The sequence below is a fragment of the Aeromonas sp. ASNIH1 genome (assembly GCF_002934285.1).
In the GTDB taxonomy this organism is placed as follows: Bacteria; Pseudomonadota; Gammaproteobacteria; order Enterobacterales; family Aeromonadaceae; genus Aeromonas; species Aeromonas caviae.
In genome coordinates this window covers 3,673,052-3,688,790 of the sequence record NZ_CP026228.1, presented here as the reverse complement: position 1 = coordinate 3,688,790, position 15,739 = coordinate 3,673,052, and the positions used below count along the sequence as shown (strand labels likewise).

Genomic DNA, 15,739 nt, shown 5'->3' with positions numbered 1-15,739 from the left:
CTTAGTGCCAGCGGCCCATGACCCCCACCAGGAGGTTGCCGTTGAAACTGGCCATGGATAACCCGGATTGGAAGACGTAGCTGGAATAGGATGTCCCTTGCGTCGTCAACACCGGCCAAGGTCGGTTACCGCCGCTGCCATACAGGGCCTCGGCGAAGCTGCGAACCGCGCCAACAAAGGTGGCGGGATAGTTCACCGTCACCGTGGCTGCACTCTGGAATATCCCCCCCACTGCCGCTGTCACAGCAAACGACGAAACTGACAGGTTGCAGAAACACACCATCAAGCCGCCCAAGAACTTGATGTACATGCCGTTCGCGTTTTCACCTGTTTCAACAATGGCGCCGGTGGGGAGCCCGTTATCCTGGGAGACTGTGCCCACGGCGTTTTTGCTATCAAACTGGGTATAAATCAGGCCGGGAGTACTGTTCGCGGGAGTCTCTGTGCTTCCCGTATTGACAAGGGAGAGCTCGACACCTGGGCTGCATCGCGCCAGGATATTCTGCGTGTAAATATTGCCGGGGATTGCATAAATGTCATACACATCACCGCCACCAGGATTGGTGAAGCAAATAGCTGAAAGAATAGCATTCTGCTTTCCTGGGTTTCTGGCGATAACGCTAATGGATTTGGGGCTGCCGTTTAACCCACGAATGATGATTTCCACCTTCTGAGCCCATTTGTTGGAGGTAGCGTCATATCCAGCATTTCCAAATAACTCAATGATTTCAGTCCGTGCTTGCGGAATGGTCACGGTGGCAATCTTGCACCAGTTCAGCGAGAGCGGAAAACTCAGGAAGACCTCCTGCTGTTTGGCTTCCAGCTCCGCCCGTGCCAATGCCGCCGTCGTCGCCTTGCTCAGAAACGACTGGGAGAACGCAGGCAGGTCGATCAACTTGGCCGCCGTGCTGGAGCTAAACACCGGCAACTTGTCCGCCGCCGGGGTCAACGCCTGCAACGCCTTTAGCGAGGCAGAGGTGGGCTGGAACGCTGACAGCGCAGGGACTTGAACCTGCTGGCCATCCGGCGCCGTCAGCGTCACCATTCCTGTGCCTGTGAGCACCTTCTGCCAGCCGTCCATCTGCGTCTGGTGATACCCCATAAACTCCGCCAGATCGCGGCTGAATGCTGGAATGCTGCTAGTCCTGGGGATGTCGATGGCATATGCCTGGCCCGCTGCCGTCGCCCCGGCATACGCCGTGACGATATACATCACTGTGTCGCTCTCGACGTAATCCAGTTCGTAAATGCGCCCATCTGGGCCATGAACGGGGTGGCCCTTGTCAGGCTTTAACGCCGTTGTTTTCCACAAGGTTCCAAAGCCGGTGATCTTCTTGCTGCCATTCGTCACGCTGACCGTGCCAGCGCGATACCAGATTCCTGCCATTTCTTGGCTCCAAATAAAAACCCGGCACAAGGCCGGGTTTGTTAGTTGGCGGCATTCAGCTTGCGCTGAAACTTCCACCTTGCTTGTTCAAATAAATCAGCCGTCGTTGAGCGGGGCGGCTATACGATGATTTTTTTTCTGCCACGTAATAAATGGTCAGAGAGGACTGCCCTGCCGGAATACTCACAGTAAGGGGGGATATATCCGAGAATATATCTCCTGAGCTTGATTGCAGGTCAATTTGCACGCCTGCTGCCGAGCCAACTTTCACATACATCCGCGCAGTTGTTGACCCCTGTTCATACCCCCATACCCTGATATCAATCTGCTCAATTGTCAGCTCTTGGATAAAGTCTGCCGAAGCGAAATTAACCGATAGCAGGGTGACGGCTGTTCCAGCGGGAATTATCTGGCCGCTCAACAACCCGAGATCAAACGCCCTAACTTTTGTGACGTCACCCACCAACTTGGCGGCATAGATGGTGCCACGCACAACACAGTTTTCCTTGACCTCCACGTTGTTCATGGTGCCCTTGTTGGCATTCACCTCCCCGGTGAACGAGCCTGCCGTTGCCTCCAGGCGCGCCGTTTTCAGAGTGCCGTCACTGCTGATCACCGTGTACCACCCCGCGCCAAACGCAGCATGGGGGCCGCCAGCGCCAAAGGCGGCCGCATTCCCCTTGAGCACGGAGTTGGTGATGGTGGCCGCATCCAGGGTCGTGACCTTGATGTACTTGGCGATCACGGCGCCCGCTTCGGCGGTATCGAGCAGGACATGGTTCAAGAAGACGCTGCCGTTTTTGACGATCAGCGGCTGGCGTTTGGATGTGGCCCCCGCAGTGCGGGAGAGCACGGCAAACACATCGGCATCGATCACAAAACTGGTCAGCGTTGAGCCATCGGCGGCCAGCTTGACCGACAAGCCAAACCCGCCGCCCTCACCGTTGATCTGGGCCTTGGTGTACCAGCCCGCCGCCACGGCATTGTTGAGCCCAGCATGGGCCTCGGCCACCGTCTGCACCGCAGACGAAACCTCATTGGCTTTGGCCTGCACGGTGTCAACCCGTTGGGCCAGGGCCGCGTCAGCCGTCACCCGCGCTTCCTGCTCCGATTGCAGACCGGCGGCCAGGTTCGCCCCCTGCAAAGTGATCTCGGCTTGCACCGTGTCCACTCGCTTGCCCAGGGCTTCATCCGCCGTTGTTCTGGCCTGCTGCTCCGATAGCAGATTGGCACTGATGGCCGCATCCGCCGTCTGGACGTCAGCGGAAACCTGCTCAATGGTCTGCGCCAGCGCCTGCTGCTGGTCAGCCATCACCTTCTGATCGCGGCGTATCAGGCCGGACGCCTCCCGTTGCCGGGTGGCTTCGGCGGCCGCACCCAGGGCGCCATGCACCGCCGCCTCGGCGGTCAGATCGACACTGGCTTGCAAGTTCTCGAACCGGCTGGCCAGGGACTGCCCCTCGCTCGTCACCACCTGCTGCAACTCGGTGATGGCGGCAGAGTGTCCGCCGGTCAACACCTCCAGCGCTTGCAGGCGCTGGGCCTGGGCGGCGGTCGTGGTGGCCACGGCTTGCGCCAGGTTAGTCACAGAGGCGCTAAGTGTCGCGTCAGCCTGTTGCAGCTCCGCCTTGACCTGCTCGATGCGCTGGGCGGTAGCCGTGGTGGCGGAGGTGTTGGCACTGAGCTGCTGCTCAGCCGCCGTCAGGCGCTGTCCTTGGGCATCCACCGCGCTCTGGGCCGCCTTCTGGCTCAGCGTGCCCTTGACGGCATTCAACTCCTGTCCCACCTGGGTGACTTGCGACCCCACCGCCGTGACTTCGGATTTGGTGGCCGTCTGGGCCAAGGTGCCGTTGATACCGTCGATCGCCTGCTCGACGGAGGTGATGCGCTCCAGATCAGCGCTGATCTCAGCCTTGGTCACACAAGTTTTCACGATGGCTTCAACCGCATCGAGATGCTGGCTGACGGTCGAGATCTCGGCGCCCAGTTCCGAGCGCACCGCGTTGATCGCCTCCATGGTGATCTGGCCGGTTTCGGGGTCCAGCTTGAACACCGCATCCCGGAAGTCGGTGAAATCCAGGTTGTAGCGATCAATGCGCTGGCGCAGTTGCTCTTGGATCAGGGTCACGTTGATGTAGTTCGCCCCGAGCTGGTTCTGGGTGTTCTCCAGCAGGGTTTTCACATCCTTCTCGCGCTTGTCCAGGGCCGAAAGAGCGCCCCCCAGATCCGTCACGGACTTGCTCAGTGCGGGAATATCGGCGATGGGCTTGCGCAGCTCCTCGCGCAGGTGCTCGGCACCGATCTCCCCGTCCAGCACATCGAGGATGGAGGCGGCGTCGTAGCTGGTCTTTGCCTTGGCAGCGAGCAGCCCAGACTTGCCGTAGGCGTTGACCGCCCGCAGCCAGACGAAATATTCCGTGTCCGGGCGCAGCCCCTGCAGGGTCATGTAGCTGGCGATGCCCGCCGGGGTGGCCTTGGCCATGGCCTCCCCCAGGGGGTGATCGATATGGCTCCACCACCATTCGCACAGCACGCCATAATCGTGGCCACCGGCGAAGCGGGGGCGCAGCGCCAGCGACCAGTTACCCGCTTCCACGTCCACGCCTTGCGGCATGGTCGGGGCCGAAATCACGAAGTTGACCGCCGCGACCGGCGAATGGGCACCGGTGAGCGCCACAGTGCGCACCAGGGCAACATAGTTGCCCGTGGCCAGGCCGTTTACCCGACAAGACTGACCCGGCACCTGGGCGGTCATGACGGTGACCGGCGCCGCCCCTTGGGTCAGGCGCTGTATGATCACCTGGTTGTATGCCACGGTGCCGGTGTTGCGCCAGGACAACACCCCTTGCAGCACCTCACCAACCGTCTCAACCTCATAGCGCAGCAGATCCGGCATGGCCGCACCACCCGTGGGCAGGCCGGTGATCTCCGGGCGGGGCATGGGCTTGCCAATGGCGTCCGCCCAGAACAGCGGGGAGTCCTCCCGCAGGGTCAGATCCACCCCGCCGTTGAGGCTGAAAGACCAGTCCGTGACCCGGAACTCGACGCCATTGATGCCCAGCGGCGGGACATAGAGCTTGATGGTCTGGCCGGGGCGGTAGCGCCAGCCAGACAGGTTGACGCTGCATGTGAGAGTGCGGGCATTGCGGCGCTGGCGAAGGATGATATTGGCCAGGCGCTGGGCCTGGTGCTCACTGGTGACACAGCGCAGATCGAGATCTTCGATCAGCGGGTGGCCACCGTCTTCCTCGACCCATTCCGGCACGATGACGGCGGGGAAATCGGTCTTCTTGAAGCTGACCGGATCGACGAAGGTGCCCGCCACCTGGTTGATCTTGTCGCTGCTGGAGGGCTCCGGCAGCAGCTCCAGATCACCGATGAGCTGATGGGCTCGCAGCTCGTCGCTCGCCGGGCCATAGTAGGCCCCCGCCAGGATGCCATGCTTGCCGCCCACATAGGTCGGCTGGCCTGCGCAGGCCATGTGCATGGCCTCCAACACCTTGGCCCTGGGCTCGCTCAGGTCAAATTCCATGTTGATGGTGTAACGAGCCTCGGTGCCACCGCCGGGGATGGCCACCCGCTCATCACAGAGGTTCGCCGCTTGGATAAACTCGTCCAGTCGGATCTCATCGTCCGGCACCTTGAGCCAGGAACGGTAATAGTCGAGGATCACCAGGGCGGCGTTCGCGCTCCACTTCCACTTGCCGTCTCGGGGATCCCACACCTCCTTGCCAAATTTCTCCACTTTGATGTTGGGCAACCCGGCGGGGAACTTCTCGGCGTCAAACTTGCACGAGATCCGCAGCCAGGTGATCCCCTTGCCAATCATGTCCGAGCGCCAATCCGCACAGTTGGCCAGCATGAAGGGATCACAGGTCTGACGGTCGGCGTGCAGCTCGTAACTCACCAGCGCCCCGTATGTGGCCACCAGATCGTCGCCGAGCCAAATGTCACCGATGCGACTCAGCTTGTGGCCAGCCAGCACCAGAGCGATATGCAGCCACTCCCCTTCATCCTGCTCGCCAGCTTGCTCGGCGGCAAAGCTCATGAGGCCGGACGAGATCACCCGTCCATAGACACAGTTCTTGTCGCTGGCAGCCGCCCGCAGGATCTGACTGCGTTCGTTGGCGCTGCGATAGTCCCCCAAGTTCGGCTTCTTGGCAGTGATCATCATGGTGGCGCTGGCCACCGCCGTCCCGATGGCGATGGCCGTGGCGGTGGTGACTACCAGGGCCGACCCCGCACCAGCGGCGACACCAGCAATGACAGGAATGGCGACAGCGGGCATTACTCGACTCTCCAGGCAAACAGGGGAACAACATCAGGAATGGGGCGGGCACCCTGTTCGGTCATGGCCCACACCTGCCCCGCCCACATCACGGCGGCGGTCTGGCCCTGGGGGCCGTCGAACACCAGGGCATCGCCACGTTGGGCCATGGCCACGGGCACCCGCTCAAACAGCACATCGAGGGCGGCAGCAATGCTGCCGTGGGTCTTGGCCAACACCCGCTTGGCGCCGATCTCGGTGCGGTAGCGACCGCGATACGCCGCCGCCGGATCTTTGTCGCAGACAGCAAGACAGATGTCTGCCACGAACAGGCAACAGTCGTTTTTACCCCAACAAAAAGGCCGCTCGGAGGCGCAATGCTGATCAGTTAAGGATCCATTGACCGATCCTTCTGCTGTAGGACAATCCGGAACCAATCACTGGTTCCGGATTTTTTTATGTCTATTGCAAACGATCTGAACGATGTTGTTGAGGCATCTGGCGACATGCTGGCTCGGCTGGCCATTTTTGCCGACCATATTCCCGACGAATGGATTACTGCCGCTGCCGCCTTGTCTGAAAAGGCCACTATCCGCCGACGCCGCTTACCTTCTGATATGGTCTTGTGGCTCGTCGTGGGGATGGCCTTTTTCCGCAATGAGCCCATCTCCGAGGTCGCTCGGCGCCTCAACATCTGTGCAGAAGGGTTGGCCAATGATGCCTTGCTCGCGGACAGTGCCCTGTCTCAGGCCCGTCAGCGACTCGGCAAACAGCCGCTCGAGTGGCTGTTCAAACAGTGCGCCGATGTGTGGGGGCGGGAACGTTATCCTGAAGACCATTGGCACGGTTTACAGGTCTTTGCCATCGATGGGGCCCTGTTCCGAACCCAGGATATGCCTGAACTCAGAGCACATTTCGGCTCGGGTAACACCTCAACCAACCGGCAGACACCCTACCCGATGCTGCGGTTGGTCACGCTCATGAATGTCCGCTCGCATGTCATTGCCAACGCGGCCATCAGCCCGTACCGCAAAGGGGAAATCCCCCTGGCCAGCGAGTTCATTCACTCATTGCCGGACAAGTCAGTGACCCTGCTGGATAAAGGCTTCTTCGGTGCCGACCTGTTGCTGCGTATTCAGGCCGAAGACACCGACCGTCACTGGCTCATCCCGGAACGCAAGGGGCTGGTATACACGGAACTTGAGCGCTATGGCGACGGTGACCGTCTGTTGCAAATGACGGTCTCGCCTCAGGCTCGCAAGAAAAACCCGGCGTTGCCGACACACTGGCAAGTTCGCGCAGTGACCTATGAGGTGGCAGGCAAGGAGAAAACGGTCTTTACCTCCCTGCCCGTGGCGCGATTCAGTGCAGCTCAGGTGGCGACCCTGTACCACGAGCGCTGGGAAATCGAGCTGGGATACCGGGATATCAAAAGCGCGATGCAGCACAACGCCATCACGCTGAGAAGCAAGAAAGTGGACTTGGTCTATCAGGAGCTGTGGGGATTGCTGCTTGGATACAATCTGGTCAGGCGGGAGGCCAGCCAGGCCGCCGTAGCCCATCAGCGAGCGCCCAATGAGGTGAGCTTTAAGTTTGCCTGTCAGCTCATCGCGAACCAGATGGCAGTGATGGCGGGCGCGTTATCGCCAGCCCATACGCCACGGAGGTTGGCGGAGTTGCGGGGCTGCATAGGCGTCATGTTCATAGAAAAACGCCCCAGGCCATCGAGACCCAGGGCGGTGAAGATATCAAAGACCCGTTTTCCGGTAAATCGCAATGCGGCTCCGCTTAAGTGAACAGCATTGCGCTCGGAGGCGGCCTGAATGGTGTGGATGGTGCGTAGTTGCCAGTCTGGATGGCGCATGATGATCAGTCCTCATAAACGAAGCCGGGCGCGTCCTTGACCGAGCCCCAGAAGATGGAGCGGTCAGCCATCTGGCTCTGATAGCGGAAAAAGTGGTCGTCCGGGTAGAGGCGGCGGTGGCTCTCGTCGGTGTTGCGTAGGTTCAAGCCGCGCTGCCAATCCTCGAAAATGTTGCTGATGGTGAGCTGGATCGTGTTGGTTTTGCCCACCTTGACGGGGGTCTGAGCGATACGCCCCTTGAACTGGAGGCAGGCGTTGAGCGGTGCCCCGTCAGGCCCCATCACGACGAGGTAGAGCCAGGCCATCCGATCCACGATGCGCTCGCGCATCACCTCGGCGAGCAGGCTGTCATCGAGCCCGCCCAAGGCGACCGACAACTTGGTTGGCGATGTCGAGAGCTGTTCTTTCTGGGGGCCGACAGACCCCATGGACCCCACGCCGTAATAGGTCTCACCGTTGATTACCAGGGGCCCCAGGCCGGAGTGAACCCGGCTGACGCCGCTGACCAGATCCAGCTTGAGCGCATAGACAGCAGTTACATGGGGCTGATTGAGCGCATGGATAGTCGCCGGGTCTAACCCGGTCAGCAGAACAGTCATGGATAGAAGCACTCCACGAAGGAAAGAGACACATCGGTGAACACGCCAGGGGAGCGCTGAAACGTCACCGCCTTGTCGCCGTTCAGCATAAACACCCCACTGGGGCGACTCACGGATAGGGGGGTGCCGGAGGGGTAATCCGCCCGCAACATAGGGGCAATTCTGATGAGGGCGCTACCACTCAGGTCTGATGTGACATCAGCCAACACCCGTTTCAGCTCATCGCCGATCTGGATCCAGTCGCCGACCTGCAAAACCTTGGTGGCAGGGGTCCAGCCTCGACTGGTCAGCACCTTTCGCATTGCCAGCCCTTCGGTCACAACCGGTGCGCCGCGCACCGGCTGAGGGCGACTGATCAGCTGCGCACCGAAATCCCACAAACGAACCCTGCCGGCTTGACCATCCAGGGAGAAGATCAGCGCCTCCAAACGCCGAGCCTTGTCCACGGGCAACCCCTTGAAACTGAGCTGCATCACGACTTTCGAGCCAGGGGTTTCAGCCGTCTGGGTGGAACCCGTCCACGGGGATTCAAACGTCCTGGTCATGCTTTCCAATCCCAGTCCCATCTCGCCAGGGATAAGATCCACCGGCCAATCAATTACCTCAGCCATTCATCATCATCCCATCAATTTACGGATAGGCCCGTAGCTAGACACATCATCAACCACCATCTGATACGCCTGCTTTGCTCCCGCTTCTGCACCCTGCCGAGCGGCCTGCTGACAGGCGAGGGCCAAGGCTTCATCGCCTGCACCGGATACGGAAATATGCTGGACGACTGTCACCCCGCCGCCGTTACCACCCCGCCCCGCCGCTCGCTCCAGGATCTCCGAAGACTCACGGCGGCTGGTCACTTTGGCTGGGCCACGAACCAGGGTGCCGTTGACGAACTCATCACCGAGCTCAGACACGATGCCGAACTGGTTGGCCGGAATATAGCCGCCCTTGTCGAACATGCCAGCAAGGGTCTGGCCTGCCACAACGCCGATAGAGGCATAACCCAACGTCTTGACGCTGGCCGCCAGCGGAATGCTATACGGCGCAGGAACGGCACCTAGCGCCTTAGTAGCCGCATCTTCTGTTGCCACGATCATCGATGGAATCGCCGCCGCTTTCTGCGCCGCAAACAGCACTTTATAGAGGGCGGATTGTTCCATCCCAGCCTGCTGCATCGCCGAGGTGGTGATACTCATCTGTTGTTGGGTAAACGTCAGCAACTCGGCCGCCACCGTGGCCTGATACTCGCGCTGCTTGTTGACCCGGTCGTTTTCGATTTGTAGCAAGCGGGATTGGTGATCTTGCTCCAAAAGCTCGCGGGCACCGTAGCGCTCCATCTGCAGTTGCATCTGCAGCTCGTGATTGCCGGCAGCCGCATCATAGGCGCTGGCGTATTGCTGTTGCAGTCGAGCCTGGGCATCTTGCCAACGGCTCGCCTCCTCGATAATGGAGGCGCCATAGGCTTCCTGAGCTTGAACTGCACGGGCGTCATACCAGCGCTGGTCTACCCCGGCGAGGGCAGCATTGCTGTTCTCAAGCAATTCTTGGCGCTTGGACAGCTCGCGGGCGATCTGTGCGGTTTCCTCACGGAAGGAATCGACGGCGGCATAATTGGCGGCCTTGGCTTTCTTCGGCGCCTTGGGGGCATCCGGGATCGCCACTACTCCGACTGGACGAGCAGCACCAGGAGCAGGCAAAGGCGCTTCGCCATCACCTGCTGTTGTGGCTTCGGCAATCTTCTGGCGGAGCAGACCAAGGTTCTTGAAATAGCCATCCCAGCCGTTGCTCTCGCCGACGTTCAGAAACGACTTAACCCGTTCCTCAGCCTGAGACAATGCCTCGCCCATTTGCGCAAGATGGCCAAAGGCGGGAGCGGCCGCACCTTCATCACTGGACGCAGCGATAAACGCCTTCTCGGCCTCGTTGTAGTCGACGCGAGCAGCGAACAGGTCGGCACGGGCCTTGAGGTAAGGCGCCCGCATCGACTCGTTCATCAGGGGCTCTATCTTGTTGATCGTCTGATCAACCCACTGCATCAGCGCTTGCAGTGCGCGGCTGGCCTGTTCCACGCCATCAATCACGTAGAGCGCGATCCCCTTGCCCAACTCGGCAAAGCCGCCCTTGGCCTCGGCACTGTCGGTGATCCACGTTCTGATCAGACGGGACCCCTCCGCCACGGCAGGGGCCATGCTGGCCTTGACCTGCTGCCAGAGCGACCCCATCACCGACACCAGCCGATCTAGTTCGAGACGGGCATCGCGCACGGCGGCGAACTGGCCACCAGTGAGCGCCATCCCCATCGCCTCGATGCTGTCGGCAAAAGTCAGCAGCTCCCCGTTGCGGGTGTAGAGGGTATCGAACAGCTCGGCGGCGGCGTCGTTCAGCTCATCAAGCCAGAATCGCGCATCGCTGGCGCTCATCTTCTGCAGCTCAGCGGTGAAACGGCGCAGCTGCTCGTCCGGCGAAAGAGCCGCCCAAGACTGCGCCGACTGGCCGATCTGCTTGAAGAAGTCCGCCATGGGGCCGCCGCCGGTCTTGGCAGCGTCGGCGATCTTGACGTTGAGGTCTTTGACCACATCGGCCAGGCGCTCACTGCTGGTGCCCGCCCATTCAGCGGCCTGGGCATAGGCGTGCCACTGCTGCGCAGCGATGCCAACATTTCGGCCGAGCTGGGCAGTCTGGTCCAGCGAACTGTACGCGGCCTTGATGCCCGCGAGGGCAGCCCCCGAGCCGAGGGCAATCAGCGCACTGCGCAGGCTGAATATCTGCGCGATCGTGGCCTGAACGCCACCGGCCACCGCCTTGGCACCGGTGACGATGCTGCCGCCAAAGCTGGTGAAGTCGTCTCGGGAACGTTTCAGCTCGCTGCGAAACTGTGCAGCATTGAGCCCCAGGGTGGTGACCAGGGAACGAAGTACGGCCATGGGGGCTCCTTACCCAAGCAGCGCCTTGACGGCAAGCCTGGACTCTTCTGGTGTGATGGTGTTGGGGTCTTTCGGGGTGGGGTGCAGACGTTCGTGCTCAAGCCAATACCACGCCAGCCAGGTATTCAATTCGGAGACCGGCAAGGCCATGATCTCCGTGATGCTCTTGTGTAGATCCAGCGCCAGGCGGATCACCAGCTTCATGGTGTCGCTGGCGCTTATTCGTTTTTTTCCTGCTCCAGTGCCTTCTCGCCCATGTGGTTGAGGCGCTTAGCCACCGGCAGCAGCCGGTCAACCAGGGATATGGGCATGGCGTCCATCAGCTGCGGCACATCGTCTTGGGTAGCCAACGGATCTCCATCCTCGTTGACCATACAGGCCACGAGCAGGGAGACCATCCACTGGAACGGGTTGTCGATCAGGGGGTGGCCGGTGAGTGGGTCAAAGTTGCGCTGCTGGTAATCCTGCAGGCCGGCGACGGACATCTCACGCACGATGATCTCCATGTCGTCCCCAAACTCTGGGGCCGGGACACGCTCATGGCGATAGGCCAACTTGTTGAGCAGGGCCAGCGCCGTGACGGTGGTACTCTTGGGTTTCTTCGCTGTCATGTTCGATTACGCCCCCACCTTCTTGCCCCAGGTCACTTGGCCGTTTTGCTTGCACGGCACCACCCAATCGATAGTCTTGTCGCCCCCGGTCTCATCGCGCATATAACCCAGCAGCACCACCTCATACTCGGCGGTCACCTTGTCAGGCCACTCGTGCTGGATGATGACGATCTTGCGCGCCCGTGCGGCAGCAAAGAACGCTTGCTGACCTTCGTCGGCGTCATAGGCTTTACCCTTGAGCTCCTTGTCCGGGCCATCGAACAGGCCGGCGATATAGCGTTTGGAAGTGTCCTCCAGAGTGGTTTGCTCCAGAGTCGGAGTCTTCTCGCCGACCTGGCCGATGGAGATGGTGCCAGGCACCTGCTGGAAGGCCGTGGCGGCGCCCTTCTCCTTGAAGAAGGTCAGGGTGCCGGCACCCAGGACGGCGTCTTGCGGGGATGCTGGAGTGGTCATGCTCTATTTCTCCGATTGGTGGTTTGGATCTCAACGATGGCGCGCAGCTCGCTGCCGCCCTCGCTCTTGGCGTCCCGCGCATCGAGCACGGTCACCCGTTGAAACTGATCGGTGGTGGTGCCGTCCAGGGCGGAAAGCCGGTTGGCCAGCTCGTCGAGCTCCGTGCGGCGGGTGGCGAACAGGTCGATCTGCCAGTTGTGACTCTGCAGGGTGATCCCGCCCTCCAGGGTGCGGGCGGCTTGCACCGGCGAGGTGAGGAAGTAGCCCGCCGCCGGCAGCGCGGCCTCTTGAGGCACGGTGCCGGGGTATGGCTCAATGCCCAGGGCGCCGCTGATCAGCCGGTGAAACGCTTCTCTGAAAATCATCGCAATGCCTTGTCGATGGCCGCTGACAGCGTGGTGCGCTGGATCTCGAGCGCATCCTCGATATGGCGGTCAAATGCCGGGCGGATAAAAGGGCGCGCCTCGATACCGGGGTGAATAAGAATCTCTTGCCCTGGGCGGTCGCGACGCAGGTGGGCGCGCTTCTGCGCCTTGGCAGAATCGCTGTGCTTCTTGAGGCTGGCCCCCGAGGCGAGGCTGTGCTCGCGGGTGCCGTGCTCCAGCCAATAGGCGTACACCGGGGCGTCGATGGCCTTGCCTGCCGCCACCTGCACCTTGTAGTTCTTGAACACCCCGACCGAGGCCACCACATCGGCCCAGGTGGGATTGCGCGGAATGCTGACCCGCAGCTTGATGCTCTCGCCAAGCTGACCGGTGTCGTGGTCCCAGTTCTGTTCGTACAGCAACTGGGTATCGGCCAGCACCGGCTGAGCCGAGGTACGGGCGACTTCTCGCAGCACCTTCTTCTGCACGGCCAAATCCAGGTTGGCGAGTTGGCTTTCCAGCTCATCAAAGCCGGACACATCGAACGAAGTGGTCATGGGTCGACCCTCTCGGCGGTGATGGTCAGCCAGGCGCGGCGCTGGTCTGGCTGCGCCAGCTTGATGTCCAGTACCTCACCCGATACCGCCAGCCGGATGCGCTGCGCGGTGGTCACGCCAGGACGGTGGCGAATGCGGATGCTGTACTGCCCCTCACTCACCTCTCGCCCGGCCCGCATCTGTTCACGACCGCCGATCATCTGCACATCCGCCCAGATGGGGCTGGATTCATCCCAGCCATCGAGAGGCTGACCAACGGCATCACGGCCAGCTTGGCGGGTCAGCAGAGTGATACGGTCTCGCAAGCGACCTGCTGGCATGTTTCCTCCGGTAATAAAAAACCCCGCCGAAGCGGGGTTGTGAGTGTTTAAAGGGGCGGTCATCACCATTCGCGCCAGAGTCGGCGCATCGTGCGTTCGGCATTGTCCACGATGCTGTTCAGGGCATTGTGTGACGATTCCAGATGAGATTTGAGAGACCGCAACTCGGCCCGACAGGCCGACACCTCGTACTGGCGCTGCTCCAGCAAGGTCAGCAGGGCACCGATGGCAGAGCGGGCATCGCCTCCGATCAGCGCGCTGGCCGGGATACAAGCCCCGCCCATCGCCTGACTTCCCATCAGCGGCGCGTTCAGGGCCATCCAGGCATCGAGTGGGAAATGGATATCGAGCTGCCTTGCCACCTCTCTGGGCAGCAACTCACCTTCCAGCGGGATCCGGGCCACCAGCGATACCGCGTCCGCGAAATGCTCGGCGTCGATTTCCTTATAGGTCACCCCAAACTTGGACTTGAGCGCCGACCAGCAGGTGATCGCCGCCTTGGCCTGCTTCTCTTGTGGCAGTGCGTCGACTCGTGCTTTCACCAGCGCCTTGATGCTGATTTGCTGCTCCACGGTCAGGCCGTGGGGCAGAGCCTTGGATTGATGGGGCGGCTGGAGATGATCTTCTTTTGCCTTGAAGTAGCAGTCTTCCAGCTTCTCGAACACCTCCCACGCCTGCTCGGTTTCCAGCATCTTGGCATGGCGGGCGGCACCACGTTCGGACCAGAGAATAAGGCTGCGGGCTTTGGGGGAAATTTGTAACTCGCTCAAAGATAGTCGCAAACTTTTCAGCTCTTGCCCGACGAGTTTGAAGTAGTGCTTTCCCTCTGTGAAACGGTCGTTGTTACGCTGATGGTTCTGCTGGATACGGATCACTTCGGTATCGTACAACTGCGCCAATGTTTCAGTGGTAAGAACTGGGATCTGGTTGTGCGTGATCAGGGAAAGGCTTTCGGCAGAAATATTGGTGTTCATGTTGTGTCACTCCGTTCGAATCGGATTGACCACCATCAGAGTATGGTGGCCGGGAGGTTCGAAACCGTGAACACGCGGCGGAGTTATTCCCCTTGCGGGTATTTTATTCCTCACCCTCCCGGCCATAAAAACTGGCTCAGGTGCCCACTCTGGATAGATTTTGGGCATAAAAAAACTACGGCTGACGGGCGTAGGATGGACCGGTGTTCAACAAGAGTTTCGACGCTCTTGGCGGCAAGATTATCGGCTTTGATAGGAACCGTCAAGCCTTGCCGCCCTAGGCTGGAGGTTAATCATAAGTCGTTAGTAGCCTGAGCTGCTCGCTGCTCTCTGTCCTTGGTTCGCTCATCAAAAATGGGCATATAGAGATATGAGATCTCGCCATTTTGGCGGATATCATTGAATGTAAGCGAGAGGCCTACGTCACTGTCCTTTGCCGCCCACAAGTAATCCTCTGCATACGAATTTTGACGGATTGGTTTACCGTACTTTTGAACTAGTGCTTCCTTAATTTTGGAGAAGTTTCTTACACCATCAAATTTGACCCCAACACCAAAAAGACGGTCTTTGTGGTAGCAATAACCAATCCATTTCAGGTCTGCATCGCCAATCTTCAGCTTCTCTTGCTTTCTGGTGTAACACTTCGAGTCATGATCATCGTCCTCAAGTGTCATCCCGCCCGCCACGCTACTTGGCGATGAGCCCCAGAGCATGTCACGAAAACCAGCGGGAGGAGTGAACGTTGCCAGTGCTGTTGTAGATACGAGAATCGAGCCCATAACTAAGTGCTTGAACTGCATAGTTTATCCTTCCATGAATACTATGGACTGGATTCTATCGCTGCCTAACGATAGCTACTACCGGGTTGATCACAACTCCGGATACAAAATCCGGTACGGGCCGAGCAGATGGGCATAGGCCATGGGCACTTCGCTGGCGGTGATGCCGGTGACAACGGTCTCCCGATTCTCATACATCTGGGCGGCGTGCATCAAAATGGCTGCCACCACCGCCTTGTTGTCGAGGGTCAGGCCGTAGCTGTCGCCCTCAGGCACCAGCTCCCCCGCCGGGTAGAGCTGACGGCCGATGTAGTTGGCGGCGGCCTGTTCTGCGGCCCCCAGGTATACCTCCAGCAGTTCATCCTCGGCAGTGTCGTCGGCATCAAGCCGTAGCTGCTTTTTCAGCAGCACCACATCAAGTAGCGGCACTGGTGCCTCCCCTGCCCTTGCGGGGCGGCTTCTTGTCGGGGTCGGCATTGCCATCGGTGGCGTATCTAGCATACCCCGCCTGTACCAGCTCGTCCGCCTCTGCCTGATTGGCAACGGTCAGGAGATCCCCTGCGTTGCCGCTGCGCTCGCCAAACAGCGAGGTCGTTAGAATGACGTGCATCGCGCACTCCTTCAGTTCCTGTACACCGGGAG

At 60.3% G+C, this 15,739-nt stretch carries 17 protein-coding genes; 1 reads left to right on the top strand and 16 read right to left on the bottom strand.

Features of this window, described 5'->3' with window-relative positions:
• Position 1: 1 nt before the first annotated feature.
• Genes C2U37_RS18065 through C2U37_RS18055 form a run of 3 tightly spaced genes read right to left on the bottom strand, consistent with a single transcriptional unit; the run spans position 2 to position 5,980 of the window.
• Positions 2-1,387, bottom strand: a complete 1,386-nt coding sequence (locus C2U37_RS18065) for a hypothetical protein (protein ID WP_104452844.1) — start codon at positions 1,385-1,387, stop codon at positions 2-4.
• Positions 1,388-1,442: 55 nt separating this feature from the next.
• Entirely contained in the window at positions 1,443-5,675 is a 4,233-nt protein-coding gene (locus tag C2U37_RS18060) for a phage tail tip protein J-related protein (RefSeq protein WP_104452843.1), read from the bottom strand.
• Positions 5,675-5,980: a DUF6950 family protein gene (locus C2U37_RS18055; protein WP_199770468.1), complete on the bottom strand. Its 306-nt coding sequence runs from the start codon at positions 5,978-5,980 to the stop codon at positions 5,675-5,677. Before C2U37_RS18055 ends, C2U37_RS18060 begins: the two co-directional genes overlap by 1 nt.
• Positions 5,981-6,112: 132 nt before the next feature.
• On the opposite strand from C2U37_RS18055, the gene C2U37_RS18050 reads away from it, so the two are divergent.
• Positions 6,113-7,450, top strand: coding sequence for an IS4-like element ISAeme15 family transposase (locus C2U37_RS18050; RefSeq protein WP_104452794.1), 1,338 nt, complete (start codon positions 6,113-6,115; stop codon positions 7,448-7,450).
• A 73-nt stretch (positions 7,451-7,523) separates the two neighbouring features.
• On the opposite strand, the gene C2U37_RS18045 is transcribed toward C2U37_RS18050, so the two are convergent.
• The 13 genes from C2U37_RS18045 to C2U37_RS24725 form a co-directional block, all read right to left on the bottom strand.
• On the bottom strand, positions 7,524-8,117 hold the full coding sequence (locus C2U37_RS18045) for a hypothetical protein (protein ID WP_104452842.1): 594 nt from the start codon (positions 8,115-8,117) through the stop codon (positions 7,524-7,526).
• Positions 8,114-8,728, bottom strand: a complete 615-nt coding sequence (locus C2U37_RS18040) for a hypothetical protein (RefSeq protein WP_104452841.1) — start codon at positions 8,726-8,728, stop codon at positions 8,114-8,116. Before C2U37_RS18040 ends, C2U37_RS18045 begins: the two co-directional genes overlap by 4 nt.
• Before the next feature lie 6 nt (positions 8,729-8,734).
• Entirely contained in the window at positions 8,735-11,038 is a 2,304-nt protein-coding gene (locus tag C2U37_RS18035) for a hypothetical protein (RefSeq protein WP_104452840.1), read from the bottom strand.
• A 9-nt stretch (positions 11,039-11,047) separates the two neighbouring features.
• Positions 11,048-11,242 (bottom strand): hypothetical protein, encoded by a 195-nt coding sequence (locus C2U37_RS18030; RefSeq protein WP_104452839.1) that lies wholly within the window; start codon positions 11,240-11,242, stop codon positions 11,048-11,050.
• Positions 11,243-11,256: 14 nt separating this feature from the next.
• The gene (locus C2U37_RS18025) at positions 11,257-11,649 is read right to left on the bottom strand and encodes a hypothetical protein (RefSeq protein WP_104452838.1); all 393 of its coding nucleotides are present in this window, start codon (positions 11,647-11,649) and stop codon (positions 11,257-11,259) included.
• A 6-nt stretch (positions 11,650-11,655) separates the two neighbouring features.
• On the bottom strand, positions 11,656-12,102 hold the full coding sequence (locus tag C2U37_RS18020; protein ID WP_104452837.1) for a hypothetical protein: 447 nt from the start codon (positions 12,100-12,102) through the stop codon (positions 11,656-11,658).
• Positions 12,099-12,467, bottom strand: a complete 369-nt coding sequence (locus C2U37_RS18015) for a hypothetical protein (protein ID WP_104452836.1) — start codon at positions 12,465-12,467, stop codon at positions 12,099-12,101. The genes C2U37_RS18020 and C2U37_RS18015 overlap by 4 nt, the downstream gene beginning before the upstream one ends.
• Positions 12,464-13,024, bottom strand: coding sequence for an HK97-gp10 family putative phage morphogenesis protein (locus C2U37_RS18010; RefSeq protein WP_104452835.1), 561 nt, complete (start codon positions 13,022-13,024; stop codon positions 12,464-12,466). Before C2U37_RS18010 ends, C2U37_RS18015 begins: the two co-directional genes overlap by 4 nt.
• Complete coding sequence (locus C2U37_RS18005; RefSeq protein WP_158656277.1) at positions 13,021-13,344, bottom strand: phage head closure protein; 324 nt, start codon at positions 13,342-13,344, stop codon at positions 13,021-13,023. The genes C2U37_RS18010 and C2U37_RS18005 overlap by 4 nt, the downstream gene beginning before the upstream one ends.
• 62 nt (positions 13,345-13,406) lie before the next feature.
• Positions 13,407-14,318, bottom strand: coding sequence for an ORF6N domain-containing protein (locus tag C2U37_RS18000; RefSeq protein WP_104452833.1), 912 nt, complete (start codon positions 14,316-14,318; stop codon positions 13,407-13,409).
• Positions 14,319-14,611: 293 nt separating this feature from the next.
• On the bottom strand, positions 14,612-15,118 hold the full coding sequence (locus C2U37_RS17995) for a hypothetical protein (RefSeq protein WP_104452832.1): 507 nt from the start codon (positions 15,116-15,118) through the stop codon (positions 14,612-14,614).
• Positions 15,119-15,187: 69 nt separating this feature from the next.
• Positions 15,188-15,526, bottom strand: coding sequence for a head-tail connector protein (locus C2U37_RS17990; RefSeq protein WP_158656275.1), 339 nt, complete (start codon positions 15,524-15,526; stop codon positions 15,188-15,190).
• On the bottom strand, positions 15,513-15,707 hold the full coding sequence (locus tag C2U37_RS24725) for a hypothetical protein (RefSeq protein WP_158656273.1): 195 nt from the start codon (positions 15,705-15,707) through the stop codon (positions 15,513-15,515). Before C2U37_RS24725 ends, C2U37_RS17990 begins: the two co-directional genes overlap by 14 nt.
• Between the last annotated feature and the right edge of the window lie 32 nt (positions 15,708-15,739).

Excerpts from the sequence above, each read along its gene's own strand:
- C2U37_RS18065 (WP_104452844.1), bottom strand. The coding sequence starts at position 1,387 with ATGGCAGGAATCTGGTATCGCGCTGGCACGGTCAGCGTGACGAATGGC.
- C2U37_RS18060 (WP_104452843.1), bottom strand. The coding sequence starts at position 5,675 with ATGCCCGCTGTCGCCATTCCTGTCATTGCTGGTGTCGCCGCTGGTGCG.
- C2U37_RS18050 (WP_104452794.1), top strand. The coding sequence starts at position 6,113 with ATGTCTATTGCAAACGATCTGAACGATGTTGTTGAGGCATCTGGCGAC.
- C2U37_RS18045 (WP_104452842.1), bottom strand. The coding sequence starts at position 8,117 with ATGACTGTTCTGCTGACCGGGTTAGACCCGGCGACTATCCATGCGCTC.
- C2U37_RS18040 (WP_104452841.1), bottom strand. The coding sequence starts at position 8,728 with ATGGCTGAGGTAATTGATTGGCCGGTGGATCTTATCCCTGGCGAGATG.
- C2U37_RS18035 (WP_104452840.1), bottom strand. The coding sequence starts at position 11,038 with ATGGCCGTACTTCGTTCCCTGGTCACCACCCTGGGGCTCAATGCTGCA.
- C2U37_RS18030 (WP_104452839.1), bottom strand. The coding sequence starts at position 11,242 with ATGAAGCTGGTGATCCGCCTGGCGCTGGATCTACACAAGAGCATCACG.
- C2U37_RS18025 (WP_104452838.1), bottom strand. The coding sequence starts at position 11,649 with ATGACAGCGAAGAAACCCAAGAGTACCACCGTCACGGCGCTGGCCCTG.
- C2U37_RS18020 (WP_104452837.1), bottom strand. The coding sequence starts at position 12,102 with ATGACCACTCCAGCATCCCCGCAAGACGCCGTCCTGGGTGCCGGCACC.
- C2U37_RS18015 (WP_104452836.1), bottom strand. The coding sequence starts at position 12,467 with ATGATTTTCAGAGAAGCGTTTCACCGGCTGATCAGCGGCGCCCTGGGC.
- C2U37_RS18010 (WP_104452835.1), bottom strand. The coding sequence starts at position 13,024 with ATGACCACTTCGTTCGATGTGTCCGGCTTTGATGAGCTGGAAAGCCAA.
- C2U37_RS18005 (WP_158656277.1), bottom strand. The coding sequence starts at position 13,344 with ATGCCAGCAGGTCGCTTGCGAGACCGTATCACTCTGCTGACCCGCCAA.
- C2U37_RS18000 (WP_104452833.1), bottom strand. The coding sequence starts at position 14,318 with ATGAACACCAATATTTCTGCCGAAAGCCTTTCCCTGATCACGCACAAC.
- C2U37_RS17995 (WP_104452832.1), bottom strand. The coding sequence starts at position 15,118 with ATGCAGTTCAAGCACTTAGTTATGGGCTCGATTCTCGTATCTACAACA.
- C2U37_RS24725 (WP_158656273.1), bottom strand. The coding sequence starts at position 15,707 with ATGCACGTCATTCTAACGACCTCGCTGTTTGGCGAGCGCAGCGGCAAC.